Here is a 16,924-nt window from a genome sequence, read left to right on the forward strand (position 1 = left end):
CTTATAATAAAATTACACATGGATATTTCACCTCTTTGTGAACGCGCGTTTATAGATCGGCCCATTAACCACTTAATAGGAGGAATGGTCATGCAATATGGTTATTTTGATGGAAAAAACAAGGAATACCTCATTACCAAGCCGAATACGCCTGCCCCTTGGGCGAATTACCTCGGCTCGCCGGAATACGGTGCGATCATCTCAGGTAACGCAGGCGGCTATAGCTTTGTAAAGTCTGGCGCAAATGGGCGGCATATCCGCTACCACTTCAACTCTAAGGACGAGCCCGGACGCTATATTTACGTGAGAGATTTGGAGAACGGGGATTATTGGTCCGGCTCTTGGCAGCCAGTGGGTAAAGATCTGGAGCAATATAAGTCGGTATGCCATCATGGAACCGGATACACGAACATCGTCTCGGACTACGATAACATCCATACAGAATCATTATATTATGTACCACTGAACGAAACCTATGAGGTGTGGCGCATGAAGGTGCGCAATGATGACTCCAAAGCACGCAAGCTGGCTCTCTTCGGATTTGTTGAATTAACCAACAATAACAACTATGAGCAGGATACCGTCAACCTTCAGTACACTCTGTTTATTTCACGGACCTACTATAAAAATAATATGATCCTTCAAGTCATCAATGAAAACACCCCCGAAGAACAAACCTGGAGATTCTTCGGGGCTGCAGGTGCAGAAGTTACCGCTTATGACGGTGACCGGGATACGTTCCTAGGCGATTACCGCAGTTATGGCAATCCGGCCTCTGTTGAGAACGGCCAATGCTCCAATTCATTAAACTACAATACTAACTCCTGCGGGGCCCTGCAGATTAACGTAGATTTGCAGCCGGGAGAAGAGAAAGAAATCGTATTTCTACTGGGACAGTATGATGAGAAAGGCGCTTCCGAAATTCTCAGCCATTATAAGGACTTGTCCGTGGTAGATAAAGAACTCGAAGAGTTAAAAGCATTCTGGCACAGCAAACTTAACCGCTTCCAAGTCCAGACACCAAGCGATAACCTGAACAACATGATCAACACTTGGAATGCATATCAATGCTTTATCACTTTCATCTGGTCACGTGCAGCCTCCTTCCAATACTCCGGTCTTCGTAATGGACTGGGCTATCGGGATACGGTGCAGGATATTCAAGGCATCATTCATCTGGATCATGAGATGGCCCTTGAACGTCTTAGACTGATGATATCCGCCCAGGTTTCCAACGGCGGTGGACTTCCGTTGGTGAAATTTGACCACAATCCTGGGCATGAGGGCACACCGGATGATCCGGAATATGTACGGGAAACTGGTCATCCCCATTATCGGGCCGATGACGCTTTATGGCTGTTCCCAACCGTCATTAAATACTTGAATGAAAGTGGCAACTGGGATTTTACAGATGAAATAATCCCTTATTCGGATAAAGGTGAGGGCACTGTGTACGAGCATTTGCGCCAGGCGCTTCAGTTCAGTCTGGATCGTATGGGCGCACACGGCATGCCGGTTGGGCTTCATGCCGACTGGAACGATTGTCTACGGCTTGGAGCGAAGGGCGAGTCGTTGTTCGTCGCATTCCAGCTGTATATGGCATTCAAGGTGTTCATGGAAATTGCACAAAATAAGAACAAGCCTGAAGACATTCAATGGGCGCAGGGCCTGCTTGATGAGCTGGACGATAACATTCAAAAGCACACTTGGGAGAACGATCAATTCGTCCGCGGATTTACAGAAGACAACTATACCATCGGCTCCTGGGAGAATGATGAGGCCAAAATCTGGCTTAATCCGCAAAGCTGGGCCGTATTAAGCGGCGCAGCCCGCCCGGATCAGGCGAAGCTCGCCATGGACAAAGTGTATGAGAATCTGCGGACCGATTACGGCACTATGTTATTCTACCCTCCGTTCCGTGAATACGGTTTGCCAGTAGCGTTGATGGCTCTTTTCAACGCCTCAACTAAGGAAAACGGCGGCATCTTCAGCCAGCCGCAGGGATGGCTCATTCTGGCGGAAACCATGATCGGCAACGGTGGGCGCGCGTTCGAATACTTCCTGAATTGCAGTCCGGCCAGCATGAACGATAAGGCTGAAATCCGTAAACTCGAGCCTTATGTACATGGCCAGTTTGTCGAGTCCAAGGACAGCCCATATCAAGGCCGGGCGCATGTCCACTGGCTGACCGGCACCGCTTCAACCGTGATGGTCTCCTTGGTGGAAGGCATTATGGGGGTTCAACCGCAATTTGATGGCCTTCGCCTCAACCCGTGTGTTCCTTCCGACTGGACAGACTTTTCCATGGTCCGGGAATTCCGTGGGAAGAAGCTGAACATCCAGGTGGAGAACAAGAAGGGTGTACAAAAAGGGGTTACCCATATCGTTATTAACGGTGAAGAAATTCAAGGCAACCTGATCCCGGTGGCCAAAATGGCGCCAGAAAACAACGTGCTCGTTATTATGGGTTAAGGCGTATTTATGAGGAATAGATAGGAGGACGGACCCGATAAGGTGCGTCCTCCTGTTTTTACAATTAGAACGAGGCTATTTCAGAATTTTATTTAACTCCTCAGCTTGTTTCCTGCTATTAATTCTGGCATAGAAATAGAAAGCTATAGTGTGCAGTATAACCGATAACAACAACATTCCAGGCAACCAGGGGCTTATGAAGTTGAACATTTCTTTTGAGAATAACCACACCATTCCCATTCCGCCAAATATACTGAAGGTCGAAGAAATCAGAATATTCCAAAACGGTCTTAACGTGAAATAATTCCACAACACATTGTACATCACTCCGAATATCCCCGCGGAAATAATAGCGATACCTGCAATACGCCATAGATATAACATATCAATAGATTGATCCTTGAAAAACACAGTTAACAGTAGCGTTATCCATAAAGAAGTTAAAGTAAACACCTGAAAAAATGAATTTTTTAATTGATTAACCATGATAGTTCCTCCTGAAATTTTTAATATAATAGCGGCTGACAAAATAACAAGAACCATTCGTCAAAATCACTCTTATTCTTGCATTATCCGTTGCTGAGAACTCTTTTATGTAGCTGGTGTTGATTATGGTCTGATTATTAATTTTTATAAACTGAGGTGAATTCAGAACTTCCTCAACAAATTTCAATCGTGTATTAAGAAGAAACATTTCTCCCGTAACTACACGTACACTGCACATACGGCCTTCCGGCTCTATGACCGCGATTGAGCTGGATACAATCGAGACATTGCGATCATTTTTGGCGTTGATGACCATGATCCGTTTCTCCGATGTTTGAATGGCTACTTCGATATTTTCCCAATGTTCCTTTTCAGCCGGGTGGGCTGTTACTTTCGTAGTACCCCGGTCCATTTCTATGTCCTCTTCAAAAATGATTTCCAAGTTGTGCTTCCTCCTCTCAGGTTTCATATTATTATCAAAAAAGGCCTATGACCACTATCTTACGTTTTCTTGCATTAATTGGTCTGTTTGTTGCAAGATAACTATTTCCGCTTCCTCCACGAACGAAAAAAAGACTGCCGGAACCTTCCCGACAGCCTGAACTCATTCTCATAATTGGCAAACCAAGTTTCTTCGCCTGTAACAATCCTCTACAACCTCGGGTCGATCTCTTTCTCTTTCGTTACCTCGAATAACAAGTTTGCTGCAATTTGCTTGTAGTCCTCGTTGTCAGACGAGATCTCATCCAGCTTCACTTCTAGCATTTGTCTGCCCAGCCGGTGTTCGATTAAGGACGTACGAAGCTTAGGAGCGATATTCTTCTGCTTCATCAGCTTGGCATACTTATGTGGAAACTTGTAGTCGTACCCGTAGATGATCGACAGGTAGCCCGGATTGCGGACCTTCATGTATGGGACTACCCCCTGCTGTTCTTGCTCCGGTTTGATTACAATTCCCTCCATATGTTTCTCTACCGTTATCTTTGCGAAATACTCCTCTGCTCTGATGTAAGCATCAGGCTCTTTCAAGTCCAGAACCAGAAATTCATCCTCGTTTAAGAACCTGTATAATTCGGAGGTTTTGCCGTCAGGTACCCGTTCAGCGCCATTCTCCAGCACTTCCTTCAGGATTGCAAAAGGTTTGTATGTTAATTCCGCATCACCCGCATACAGCTCCAGTTGCTGCTTGTATACTCGGTAGGCTTCGTCACGCTGGTCAAGATCTACATACGATTCTCTTATGTCACGGACATGCTTAAAAGTCTGGTAAACATGAGACCCATAGTTATTGTTAAGCGTCTCTTTCGACATATGGTGCTGGTCTTGTTCAAACCCGCTTACTTCAAAATCCTGTATCAGTTTACCCAGTGACTCCTCAAATCCATATTGTCTTAAGAAATCCAGCTCTGTCTCCAGCGCTTTGCCAATTGGCCGGAACTGACGCTCAATTAACCCATCCCCAAGCGCTTTCCAAGGCAGCAACTCGCCATCCAGTAAAAGCACACGGATCCCCTGCTCAGCCATATAGGTTCCGAATTTATGAAGCAGCTGTTCGTAGATAGGCGTCAGATCGACCGCCTGAACCTTATAGCCGTTCCGGCTAATTGCATAACACTGCTCTAAGTTCCGATAAAGGTACAAACTACAGCGTGATCCCATATATTTAGGCTGCAGAACGACTTCTGAAATACGACGTTCGGCAAAATAATCCAACCCTTTTCGCAGAGACTCAAGCTCACCGGCAGCCACATCCTTATCCGCAGGTGACATCGTCCCGGAGATGAAGTTGACCCGGTTCTGCGAGGAATACTGCAGTCTGCGCACAGACTCGTAATCAAGCTCCAGCAAGGATACGGTTTGCTTTTCCCGGAACAGGATAGGTAGCTCTTCGTGCACCGTAGTCACATGCGATTTTTGACTTTTATAGAAAGGTTTAAACGACATGCGAACAGAAGTTAGTTCATTACCCTGCGCACTCCCTGTGTCAAGGTGGAGTTTGTTTTTGATCCGAAAAGTCTGCTTGGCTGCAATATGTCCGAAGAGATGAAAGGGGTGATTACTCACAGCCTCTTGCTTTAGGAAATCAAGCTGTTCCTCAAAGGAAACCTCACGATCCAGCCGAAAGTTACGCTGATGGCGTAGTGAATTCGTATCCAGCTTACCAATGTACTTATTACGGCAAGGAGCATGGGTAACATAAAAAGAAGGACCTTGCATACCGATATAGCGGTAAAAGGGCTGGGATTGCTCCACTAAATCCGAAAATTTACTAAAAAGCGCGGTATCCTCCTTAAGCACTTGGGTGGAATCAAAGTACGTTCTTAGCAGTTCCGGATCGGTTCCTTGAATCTCCCCCTTTACGTACTTGTATACAAAGTTCTCGTGATTGCCCATAACAAATAGGAAATGCTCGCGGTTATCAAATAAGAACTCAATCGTCTCCCGCGTCTTTTTACCCTTATCAATCCAGTCACCAGCAAGAATGACTCGTGTGTTACTGAGCTTATCTGTTGCACTTAACTTACCTTCGTGCTCCCGGTAGCCGTAATTACGTAATAGTCCCTGAAGCTCTTCGACGCACTCATGAACATCCCCAACCACAATATACTCTTGTGCTTGTAGAAGTACCGTAGATGCGTAAGTATCCCAATCCTGTATAATCACCCGGTAGTCCGGATTAGGTATCCCTTCACCCTCGAGAATAAAATCTTTAGCACGCACTTTATGAATCTTGTTGTAACCTTCCCGTGACAGAACAGGCAAGACTTCTTTTCTGAGCCGGTTTAAATGATTGGAGATCAGCTTCTTCGAGCGCTCTGAGGCGTAGTAATCCTCCCGTTTGCGGTAATCAAACAGAATAACCTCCAGATTGTAATTATTTTGCCCGGCGATCTCACGGACTTTACTACGATAATCTTCGGATAGCCCAATGGTATCCATCACCACAAACTCCGCATTAATCGGAAAAGAAGTGACTAACTTCAATCTCTCAAACAATAATTGAAAGGTATGCGAACTCGCCTCCAGCATAACCTGATCATACTTATCATAGTCATAGCCCAATATCTCCTGACGGATACTATCCGAGGATAAGTACTGCACATTCGTACGTAACCCTTTAGAAGCATCCTCTAGTTTTAACTGCGGGATCAGAACTTCTTTAGCAAAGGTCGATTTCCCACATTCCGTTGCTCCTACAAGCAGAAATATGGTATGTACACGTGTTTGAATTTCCACTGTCTATTCCTCCTTTCTTCGCACAATAGCGCATTGCGTCGTACGGATCTCGCCAACCCGGTCACCAACCATCAAATATTCGACCTCGACTGCTAAACCTTGAATCGTATCCAAAACCCATTGCCCGAACGCTTGCTGTCCCATTTCCCACTTGTGATCCTCATGCCGGAATCCTTCCAGCTCATAATAACGATTGAAATCAGCATTCGGTGTGGTCACAATAAGCTGTTGAAAATTCACATTACCGATTATTTGCTGAATAAGCTCTGCTGCCTCACCCTCACTCATGTGCTCTACAACTTCTGTTAGAATCACATCAACCTGCTCCCCGTTGTACGACTCCAGAAAATGGTCCAGTGAGCCAAAGGTTGCAATGTTATCAATGTCCTTAGCTTTCGCTTTCCGATTCACAACCTCCAGCAGCTCCTCAGCTATATCTACCGCATAATAGGTACTCTCTATTTTCCCGGCAAACGGAATTGCATAGAAACCTTCTCCGCAACCGATGTCCAGAATCGGCTTATTGAATGGAAGCACACTCGAAATAAAAGTACGCCGCTGCATCGCAGTACCGCCATACTCCAGCCCAATAGAATACTGGTCCGTTTGTTCGATGGAGGCTTTATATCGCTTGAACCGTTCCTTTGAGGTAAGGAAATTCCTTGCAAATAGACTTCTTATATAAAAGGGTGCATCAATGACGTTAAGGCTGCGGATATATTTATCCAAAATAGCATCCGAAATATCTATGTACTCATCCCCAAATATGGATAAGAACAAGGACAGCACACCAACAACATGCAAGAGGTGATACAAGCTTTTATGTGTGGTAATCGTCAGTGAATAGCTCTTATGTGCCTGATGCTGCAAGGAGAAGGTATATCCCTTTAAATGCTTTTGGAAAAATTCAATATAGTGTATCCGCTCAACCTGAACCATATTAATGAAAAAAGAATGCTCATATCCTTCCGCATCCCGTTCATCCTGGGCTTTGAAGGGTGTAGAGAAAAACTCATTGACCGCATTAAGCGGAAATAGAGGTGTATTAAACCGGGAGACATTTAAATACTCAAAGCTCTCGCTTCCGTTCTGCTTGTAGGATATATCGTTATCTGCATCCTTAAAATAAACGTTATAAGTTGCCTCATCAGAATACCATCCATAAGCCACTCCCTGACGAACCGGACGAAGCTGCATACCTGTCACTGGATTTTTTTTAATTAAAAAAGTGAATTTTGGATTCGTAGATTTCAGTTGTACAATAGCCACTACCTCTTCCTCCTATCAATCTTTCTATAGAGCCCGTCCCCATACTTCCTGTAAAGCTTCTCGAAATAGAGCATCCAGCTGATGATCTCTGTTGTTCTCCTTAGCATTCAAGGACGCCGCCACCTTATCCAACACTTGGAACTGTTCTTCTAAATAATCGTTAATCACGGTTAGCTGCGGTCCGTAGTCTAGTTCTTCACCGGATTTTTTTCGTGCCAGCAATTGCTGAATCACCTGCCACAGCTCTTCATCCTTCGGAATAAGCCGCTCTACCAGTACATCGAACTCCATCGGCGGCATCTCTCCATATCGGTGAGTCCACTCACAAGCTAGAACGGGACGAAGCACATAAAAGTACTTTTTGATCTTGACCTGTTCGCCTTGCAGATAATCACGGTAGTTCCCTCTTGCCATGTTTAAATAATGGTACATACAAGACTTCGGCGAAAATGTGTACGGGGAGATGCTTCTAAGCTTCTCTGCTATACTGTACTTTTCGGCATATTGAATGGGTGATTGCAGCCACTCCAGCAGCGGTGGATTTGACTTCCGGAATAAATTCAGTGCTTTACGCAAATCCCAGCCATTGATATCAAGCATATTGTTAATAGGACGCTCGATCACATCCCGCTTATCAAAAATAGATAGATACCATTCCGGTTTATGCAGATAAATAAATCTCACATCATAATCACTGTCCTGCGATGGGAATCCCCAGGCCCGGCTGCCTGATTCGCAGGCATACAATATTGTAACTTGCTCCTCATATTCAATCTGTTCCAGCTGCTCACAGATAAGCTTGTTTATAGGATCCATCTTCATCCCTCCAGATCGGTTACTTCCCTATTCTCTACCATTGATACTATTCGAACGCCTCTTCAGAATTGCTTCGGCTTCATGGATCTATCTTCGCTCATCTTCCCTGTAACGAACAGGGCGGAAGTATGGCGGCGGCCAAAAATACTTCCATTTTATTCAACTCTGGTGCTTAATATAATAAGTACTACTATTTCTAATGGATTCGCTACAGGCTGGAGGGATACAAATGGCCCGGGAAAGTTTTGACAAGGAGATTCAATTTCTTCGCATGCTCTCTTTAGCGGGGGGAGCTTACAGCAGACAACAATTCGCCGATCGTCTCGGCATTTCTGTACATACCTATGACAAAACGCTGCGCAACCTGAAGGGCATGGTAACCGTCTTACAACAAGACCTGCCTACAGAACAAGGAACGGAACTCTCTGAGTGGCTCCGCTATAACTATTATGAATCTGCCGACCCGCTGCTCCTGTTCTTGTTCCGGGCGAAGTCGCTTAAGGAAACGGAGAGCATCCGGCTTACTCTACTATTAACTGCGCTTCAGACTCAGGAGCTAACGGCTAAAGATCTACAGGATGTCTGCAGTGAGCAAATGCCAACCGATTGTCCAATGCCCGATGAGAAGACCATCCGTGGAGATCTGAAATATCTTGAGGAAGTTGGCGTTATTCTTCGTGTAAATGAGGGCCGTCCTTATCGATACAAGGCTGCTAACGATCTGATTGATCAATTATCAGGCGATCAGCTTTTGGATCTTTACGACTATGTTGATGTCATCGCCAACACGCAGACTCCGTCGGTGCAAGGTTACCTGCTGCGCGACACCTTAAAAAAGGTCCTGCGGAAGCGGGGTTATAACCCCGAAGCTACGGTAACCCATAGATACAAATATAATTATCATTCACGTATTCTTGACGAGGCACACCTATACACAATTTTTGCAGCGATTCAGCAGCGAAAAAAAATTAAGTTTCTATATCTATCCCCTAAAAAGGGCAAAAACTACGCCTCTCAGAATACCAATCCTCTCTTTGAGCGGGAAACAAGGGGCGTCACAGAAACCGTTCTTCCGCTCCGCGTCATCTATGACCATCAATATGGGCGCTGGTATTTAATCGGACATAATTCACGTATGGGCATCATGAAATTCCGAATGGAGGGCCTTACTCAAATTGAGGAGGGCGACACTGTGGAAGAATCAGAGTTTGCTCAGAAACTCAGCAATCTGGAAGAGCAGATGACAAACAGCTGGGTTATAGATACCACCCGTGCAATTAAAGTGGCTGCGAGATTTTATAACCCCAATCGCTCTGGTGTTAATTTTATTCGGGAGCGGGTTGAAGCGCAGGGACAGTGGGGAGTAATTACGGAAGAGTCCGATTCTACATTCCTTTATGAGATCACAGTGAATGGTATTTATGAAATTAAGCCGTGGTTACGAAGCTTTGGTTCGAGCTGCGAGGTATTAGAACCCCCTTGGCTGCGTAAGCAATTTATCGCGGAGTGGAAGGAGATTCACAGCTATTATGAATCCATTTGAGAAAATATTTAACTTCCAAATCATTTCACGCCTCGACGAAGTGGGTTCATTAGCGCTGACCTCCCAGGAACGTTCCTGGCTGAAAACCATGTTAATGCACCCGGCCTCAGAAGCAGCTTTTACACTGGAAACCTTAAGTAAATTGAACTCCATATTGGAGGCAGAAGCGTCCACAGAAGTGCAGGGAATTATTATGGAGAAAGCTAAAAGCAAAGAGCGGCAGGTCTATCACCCAATGCTTCGTACACTCCGCCGTATAATCATGCAGAATCAAGCGATCCTTATTACTTTCCATATTAAGCATGGAGGCCAACGAACTGACCAAACCGGGTTCCCTCATAAGCTGGAATACAACATGTATAAGCGGGAGTGGTATTTGCAATGGTACAGCACCCGGCAACGTTCTCTTATGTCCACTAAACTAAAAAACATTGTTTCTGTTGAAGTAGCTCCCTTCCCTGCCAAACGGATTGATGACTTAAAAGCAAGAATAACGCGATTATTAGAGGATCAGAAAGAATGTGCATGTATTCAAGTCATTCCCACCTTTAATGCTGAGCTGTCCCGAATTCTGTACGCCTTTTCCTGTTTTGATAAATCCGTGTCCTTTGATGAAAATTCGGGCATCTATCGAATCAAAGTCATCTACATGAGAGACGGCAGCGAATTCCTATTGTCCAAAATCCGTTTTCTTGGCCTGCGCGTAAAAATCGTCGAGGGTGAGCATCTTAAGCGGCGCATGCTGAAGTCGGCAGCTATGGCGATTGACCGGTATGCTGAATAACCGAGAATTAGTATAGGCTGGTCAACTATCCTGAAGCGCTGAAACGTGCTTATATAGTAAAGTAAAAGACACAGTTAAGATGTCTTTTACTTTACTTACAGCAGCTTTCTTAGAAACTGAAAGGTGGACTTACGGAGTACTGTGATTATTAAACATCAGCTTGATTGCATAATAGCATCCAGCAGCTCCCTGATCTTTCTCTCCTCTGAGCTCTCATTAGTTGCGAACCTTTTTAACTTTATTCCATATGTATTAAAAATAGTATCTTTCATTTTATCCCGCTCTTTCTGTTCCGGTTTATTCTCATGAAAAGCAAATCCGTCTACCTCAATGGCAAGCGCCGCTTTCCGATCCAACTTATGATAAATGACAAAATCCACAGAGGCTCTATTACTGATATATCGCCGCTCCTGGTCTTTCAATCTAGTCACATCCTTGAATAGATTCTTGAGAAGAACCTGGTTGCCGAGTGTAAATCCGCTATAAACCGGCTCCTGTAAAAGCCCCTCAAGCAGTGCCTGCATCAGATTTTCCGATTTGAATTTAGATACATTAACTCTCTTAGCCCGTTCTCTAAATGCCCGAAGCTTACCCGAATACTCCTGATACAACAGATCAAATATGGATACTATCTCACTGTCCACCACGTTCTCATCCAGCGTGCTATACTCCATATACCGTGTGAGATCCCCAATTTCATTACCATATTTCCGAAATAGGGCATGATCCGTTATCAGAATAAACTTCTTCTGCGCACGGGATACGGCCACATTAACCTTACAGGGATCATTCACAAATTTCATACCTATTTTGCCAGAGCGTGTCTGATCCAACACTGTAGACATAATCATAATAGACTTCTCCCGGCCTTGATATTTATGTATCGTGTCACTCTCGATATCATCGACAAACTGTCCTGCTGCTTTCTCTACCTGCTTGCGGTAAGGTGTGACGAAGCCAATATCCGATTGACCAGCCGCTACTTCCTCCCAACCCGCAAGGATCTCCCCTTCAATGACATCCAGCTCCCGCTGGTTGAACTTCCCTTTCTTCTCACCAATGGTTACTTCTCGCAAGTGATTACCCGGCGCAGTCCTGTAAATCAGCAGTGGAACTTCTGTATCCTCTTCAGTCGTAAAAGTAATTAAATCGCCATTATAGTACTTTTGATTGCAAAACTGAATGATTTTGGGATGGCACCGATAGTGCTCTTTAAGCATCACTTTGGGAATATCATCTCCATATAGGGCAAGCATGGATGACAGTAGATTGTGTTGGAAATAATTATAAGCTTCGTCGATGTTAGCGGATGCAGCACATCCAACCTTCTTCTCAATCTCCATACTCACAATTTGCGGCAGCTGTTTGGTATCCCCAACAATGATCGCACGTTTGCAACAGGATAGCGCAAGTGCGCCTGTCACCAGATCTACCTGAGAAGACTCGTCAATAATAACGTAGTCAAACAGATCATTGGCCGGCACGCAATTACGCAAAGAATGAGTCGTGCTTAGGACAATCGGATAATATTCGATGAATGACTTAAAGTTTTTGCTCTGCCGATAATCTTTTGCATTACATTTCAACCGAGGGAGATTACGATATTTCTCATACAACTTATGTTGGAAAAGCTGAACGGAACACTGCTGGTGTTCCTTCAGTAAAGGCTGATAGGACGCAGACTGCAGCTCTTGTTCAATCCTTACAATACGACCCGATAGCTCTTCAATCCGCAGAATATAGAACTTCCGCTGAACATTCAGAATCACATCTGCCCCCTGTTCCTTCAAATATTTAAGCTCCGTGAACCCATGTTTGACAAAAAGCTTGAACTTGTACAAAAGACCATTCTCTTTACCTTTTCTCACCGCAAGGTGGCTATCCTTCATGAACTCAAGCATCCGCTCAGGCGTCTCATGATAGAATGACAACTTCTCTAATGGCTCTATATTCTGCTTGGCGTAGTAGTTCTCAAAATGCTTCTGCTCCAGCACATACGCCGACAGCTGTTGCTTCAAACGCGCCTTCTCCATATCCAGTACCATCAGCCGATTAATACGACCATCCAGCTCCTGTATCTTGGATAGTAGCTCCGCCTCAGGCAACTCGCTTTCCCAGCCAGAGACCTCGGCGACAGGCAGATTCGCAAAGAAATTTTCTTTATTCTCATTATTGCCAAGCCCCGCAACCAAAAAGGGATAACCCTCCGCCTCCAGCTTATCGCGCACATTCTGCACCGCCGCATTGTTGCCTGAGACCACAGCCACCTTCTTCTCTTGCATCACAGCCAGGTTGGCCAATATATTGAGAATGGTCTGGGTTTTGCCTGTACCTGGAGGGCCTTCAATGATACTGATCTTACTTCGTAAGGCATGATCCAGGGCCGTCTTTTGGCTAAGGTTATACCTGAATGGGAAGATCGGCTGTAATTCAACAGTGACATCCTCGCTCACCGGAGACCCATTAACATAGTGACTCAATACACTTTCTGGGTGTACAAAACTGAGCTTGGCAAATTCCTTTTTTAAAAAAGCGTCCATCTCCGGCTGATCTTCTCCGCCCTCAATATGCCCTGAAATGGCACGCCAATACTCCATGACCTTCAACGCATCTGAGCTCTTCACTCCGCTGCTCTCGATTCGAACATGCACGGCTTCATACACCCGATTGGTTCCATCCTTAAAAAACACACGAATCCGAGATCCGAAATCCAGCACTCGCATAACATTGCTAAGAGGGTTATCCCGATGAAACACCACTTGCTCTTTGGTGATTGCTGTAATAACGGGCTTGTCTAGAATCATTACATCACTTGCATTGTAATAATAGGGTTTATTAGAACTGCGATAAATCAACCTTATGTTTACGCCTAACTGTTCATATGATGCGATTTCTGAGGTGCGGTCTTTGTTTTTAACAATAATCAGGTATCTTTCTTCGTCCATGGCTATTCCTTCTGTGTTCGCGTATTTAGAATTAATATGTAGGGAATTCGGTAGAATGTAAGGATATTCCTTCATAGGAAGGACATAGTCTTATTGATAGGCTAAAAAGACACCTTGATTGGTGTCTTGAGGGGAAAGCTAATCCAAGAAAGTATTTGAGGAAACTACTTATGAAGAGAAACTATCCTATTATTAATCATCAACTAAGATTTCAATCATCATTGCCGCTCCGGTCTTGAATCCACACACAAATGCAGCAGTCATCTCCATCCCCTGGGCTTGAGAATACAGTTCCAATAAAGACTCCAGCTCATCAAAATCCCCTTCGGACAGCTTCTGCTTCCAAATTTCTAATGATTCAGTGATTTGCCTATTAATCGGACGGTAGCTAGGATCCTTGGAGATGAAATCCACGCTGGGAAATAAGCTGCCGTGGTATAGAGATTCGAGAATGTTGGGCATAGGAGCCTCCATTTTTAGATATTTGAGGAGATTTATTTTCATTATAGTTTGCTTCTAGTGATACGAATTAAATAAAGGCTCATATCCACCACTTATCCTCAACTTCTCATATGAGATACATTTTTTTGGTGAGAATAAAAAATACGCATTCAATACGCATAAGCGTACCAGTTATGGAATTATTATACGTTACGCTTATGCGTATAGTCAAGATGAAAACTCAGAGTTAGTGAGGGGATTAGAAGTGGGAAAGAGAGTTATAGTAAAAATATCAGAATTGACCAAAAAACATAAGATTTCCCTACGAGAATTGTCCAGAATATCCGATGTCCGACATGCTGCATTAAGTGAGTTAGCTAATGGAAAAAGGGAGAATATTAACTTTAGTCATATAAGCAAAATTGCAGAAGCTTTAAATATTGAGGATATTCGTGAGATTATTGATTTGGTTGATGATAAAGATTAATCAAATCAACACAAAATTGATAGTTTTTCAATCGACAATAACTCAAGTAATAAGACCATAAGAAAAAGCAAAGAAAAGCGACCCCTACAGGTCGCTTTTCTGATACTCCATATTAAAGTAGAGGCGGTCAGTTCCCTATTCCAGCTTCATATAATACAGATTCGCCGTACTATCTTTTGTAATGGTATGCGCACCTGCGGCCAGAGAGACAGTGGCAATGCCATTGGTTATAGGGTAACTTGTTCCATCCACTTTGATTTTCGTTCCCTCTGTGTTGAACACTAGGGTTAGCGCTGAAGCTTTAGCAGAAGTGAATTGAATGCTGGTTGCACTCTCAATTTTTAGACATTGGGATAGGGTTAAACCCTGATATGCCACAGTTCCCTTACTTGTTGAGAGATTGCCTTGGATATTGAAGAAGCTGCTTGTTGTTCCATCCGTAGTAAAGTTGTGAACGGTTGCTCCCGCTGTCGGCACTGGCGTTGTCGTCGGTGCTGGAGTCGCCGTTGGTACAGGAGTTGCTGTTGGAGCTGGGGTCGCTGTTGGCACAGGAGTTACTGTTGGCGTAGGTGTTACTGATGGAGTCGGAGTCGGGTTCGTTGGGTTTGAATTCCCCCCTACAGAGACAAGTCCCGTTGTGTAGCCTCTGATTGCAGACATCAGCGCTGTATTCAGCGCATACGAAACGTCATCCACTGAATCATTAAATTCCCATGTGAAGTCTCCGCCATTCAGACGGCCGGCTTTTGCCATAACAATCTGTTCAACATTGCTTACGTTATCAATATTAGATACGTTCACTCCTGTATTTACGCTCGTGTCGAAGTTATTATAGGCTGTTCCGCCTTTTAGTGCTTTGTATGAGCTTGGGACGGTTTCATTTCTGGACGAAGCTAAGTAAGCATCAAATGAGGTAACATTAGCAGGAGCTGTCCCTGTGTTTGAATTCGCATAGATGAGACTTGAAGCCTCAACAATAAGATTGTTATAGGCTTTAATCACACCTCCATTTTCGCCTGAGAACGTGCCCTCCCCTAAAGCATCTGTACCTTGTAAGGAGATCATCATTGGAAATTTAGCATGTCTAAAATAATTAGATTCTACAAAAGCTGAAGCACCTGTAGTTACACCCACACCGTATTTGGAGATACCATCGAAAAAGTTGTTATAGATATGGACGGAAGCCACTCTAATCCGCGGATGACGGGAGTCCGAATGGTCAAACCAGTTGTGGTGGAAGGTAACAAAAAATTCAGCCGGCTCACTCAAACCAACTAGCGAGGATTTTCCGGAATCCCAGTAATGGTTGTAAGAAATTGTAATATAGTTGGATCCATTTTTAAGGTCTGTGGAACCGTCGCCCTTGGCTTGGTCTGCATCGCCTCCAGCAGCTCCATAAAAAATATCATTATTATGCACCCAGACATTCATATTGCCGGAATCCATTGAAATGCCATCGTCAGGGAATAACATTACACCCAGGTTTCTTACTTCCACATTACCTACATATCTTAGAAGCATTCCCCAACCGTACGCGTAAGCATCATTCCCGATACCTTCAATAGTAATATTCATTTCCGAATAATTGTTTTTACCTTTGACTTCAAGATACCCACTGCTGTTAAGCTGTCCACTCAGATCAGCAGCTGTAACTTTTCCGATAATTCGGATCGCAAGTGGAGTTGTATCATAACCTTTTTGTCTCAGTGTCAGAATACCACCCAGGCCAACCCCTGTTTGTACAGCGCCGGAGCTGTTGATTTTCACACCAAGTGTTACGGTTTGCGCATTCTGAGAGGTTATATACAGCACATGAGCACCATTCTTGAGGGTTCCATTCTCATTATAAGCCCCTGATCCTGTACCATATTGCGAACTAGTCGAAAAAGCAAATCCAGAGCGGTCATATGACGTTACGGATAGTGGATTTGAAACCGCACTTACCGTCCCACCCCCTGACAAGGTAGCTTCAACTTTCATCACATAATTACCGGCTGCAAGCCCAACAACATCTGCTCTCCAGTAGGAAGAATATTTGCGGATTAACTCATTATTAATTTGTTGATACCCAGAATCCGCTGCACTTGCCAATTTAACATAAACGTTATACCCTGTCGCATTGCTTACAGGTGACCATTCCACATATGCCGTTTCATTCCAGCCTCCACTGCCTGTTACCGCAAGACCAGCAGCATGTACCACCGTATTTGTCCATCCACCTACTATTAAAGAAAGAGCAAGAGAAAACAACACAACAATACTGGTTACCTTTGCAACTCTTTTTTTCATTTTATTTCCTCCCGATTTTAATTTGTTGCAGATATCATTGTAACCGCTTGCAAAAAATGAAGTTTCTCTTTTCACCTCCTAAATATTTAGAAAGAGATCCTGCATCTAGCCCCTGTATCCCTTCGAAAATAATACAAATTCTGGAACCAGAACAC

Annotated in this window: 12 protein-coding genes; 4 read left to right on the forward strand and 8 right to left on the reverse strand. The window is 44.2% G+C overall.

Translation table 11 applies throughout. The features are described 5' to 3' along the window. The first annotated feature begins 90 nt into the window (after positions 1–90). The gene (locus NST45_RS26045) at positions 91–2,472 is read left to right on the forward strand and encodes a N,N'-diacetylchitobiose phosphorylase (RefSeq protein WP_339824198.1); all 2,382 of its coding nucleotides are present in this window, start codon (positions 91–93) and stop codon (positions 2,470–2,472) included. A 75-nt stretch (positions 2,473–2,547) separates the two neighbouring features. On the opposite strand, the gene NST45_RS26050 is transcribed toward NST45_RS26045, so the two are convergent. The 5 genes from NST45_RS26050 to NST45_RS26070 form a co-directional block, all read right to left on the reverse strand. Beyond that, positions 2,548–2,958: a hypothetical protein gene (locus NST45_RS26050; RefSeq protein ID WP_326046967.1), complete on the reverse strand. Its 411-nt coding sequence runs from the start codon at positions 2,956–2,958 to the stop codon at positions 2,548–2,550. Continuing rightward, positions 2,951–3,400: a LytTR family DNA-binding domain-containing protein gene (locus tag NST45_RS26055; protein WP_326046968.1), complete on the reverse strand. Its 450-nt coding sequence runs from the start codon at positions 3,398–3,400 to the stop codon at positions 2,951–2,953. The genes NST45_RS26050 and NST45_RS26055 overlap by 8 nt, the downstream gene beginning before the upstream one ends. 209 nt (positions 3,401–3,609) lie before the next feature. Then, positions 3,610–6,195, reverse strand: coding sequence for a metallophosphoesterase (locus NST45_RS26060; protein ID WP_339824200.1), 2,586 nt, complete (start codon positions 6,193–6,195; stop codon positions 3,610–3,612). 3 nt (positions 6,196–6,198) lie between these two features. Then, positions 6,199–7,464 carry a class I SAM-dependent methyltransferase gene (locus tag NST45_RS26065; RefSeq protein ID WP_036687179.1) on the reverse strand — a complete coding sequence of 422 codons (1,266 nt, stop codon included), beginning with the start codon at positions 7,462–7,464 and terminating at the stop codon, positions 6,199–6,201. 24 nt (positions 7,465–7,488) lie between these two features. Beyond that, positions 7,489–8,280 carry a nucleotidyltransferase domain-containing protein gene (locus tag NST45_RS26070; RefSeq protein ID WP_076141442.1) on the reverse strand — a complete coding sequence of 264 codons (792 nt, stop codon included), beginning with the start codon at positions 8,278–8,280 and terminating at the stop codon, positions 7,489–7,491. A 229-nt stretch (positions 8,281–8,509) separates the two neighbouring features. Here NST45_RS26070 and NST45_RS26075 point away from each other — a divergent pair, with 229 nt between their 5' ends. Both NST45_RS26075 and NST45_RS26080 read left to right on the forward strand, forming a co-directional pair. After that, on the forward strand, positions 8,510–9,823 hold the full coding sequence (locus NST45_RS26075; protein ID WP_339824203.1) for a WYL domain-containing protein: 1,314 nt from the start codon (positions 8,510–8,512) through the stop codon (positions 9,821–9,823). Next, positions 9,810–10,607 carry a WYL domain-containing protein gene (locus NST45_RS26080; protein ID WP_339824205.1) on the forward strand — a complete coding sequence of 266 codons (798 nt, stop codon included), beginning with the start codon at positions 9,810–9,812 and terminating at the stop codon, positions 10,605–10,607. Before NST45_RS26075 ends, NST45_RS26080 begins: the two co-directional genes overlap by 14 nt. Positions 10,608–10,762: 155 nt before the next feature. Here the strand turns inward: NST45_RS26080 and NST45_RS26085 are convergent, their stop codons facing one another. Continuing rightward, a complete protein-coding gene (locus NST45_RS26085) occupies positions 10,763–13,552 on the reverse strand; it encodes an AAA domain-containing protein (protein WP_339824207.1) in 2,790 nt (929 codons plus the stop codon). 192 nt (positions 13,553–13,744) lie between these two features. Beyond that, on the reverse strand, positions 13,745–14,014 hold the full coding sequence (locus NST45_RS26090) for a DUF6809 family protein (protein ID WP_076274177.1): 270 nt from the start codon (positions 14,012–14,014) through the stop codon (positions 13,745–13,747). A 244-nt stretch (positions 14,015–14,258) separates the two neighbouring features. Between NST45_RS26090 and NST45_RS26095 the strand changes: the two genes are divergently transcribed. Further along, positions 14,259–14,480: a helix-turn-helix transcriptional regulator gene (locus NST45_RS26095; protein WP_036687168.1), complete on the forward strand. Its 222-nt coding sequence runs from the start codon at positions 14,259–14,261 to the stop codon at positions 14,478–14,480. Positions 14,481–14,615: 135 nt separating this feature from the next. On the opposite strand, the gene NST45_RS26100 is transcribed toward NST45_RS26095, so the two are convergent. Further along, positions 14,616–16,769: a pectate lyase gene (locus NST45_RS26100; protein ID WP_326046973.1), complete on the reverse strand. Its 2,154-nt coding sequence runs from the start codon at positions 16,767–16,769 to the stop codon at positions 14,616–14,618. Positions 16,770–16,924: the final 155 nt, after the last annotated feature.

The organism is Paenibacillus sp. FSL R7-0163 (assembly GCF_037969975.1).
Lineage (GTDB): Bacteria > Bacillota > Bacilli > Paenibacillales > Paenibacillaceae > Paenibacillus_AQ > Paenibacillus_AQ odorifer.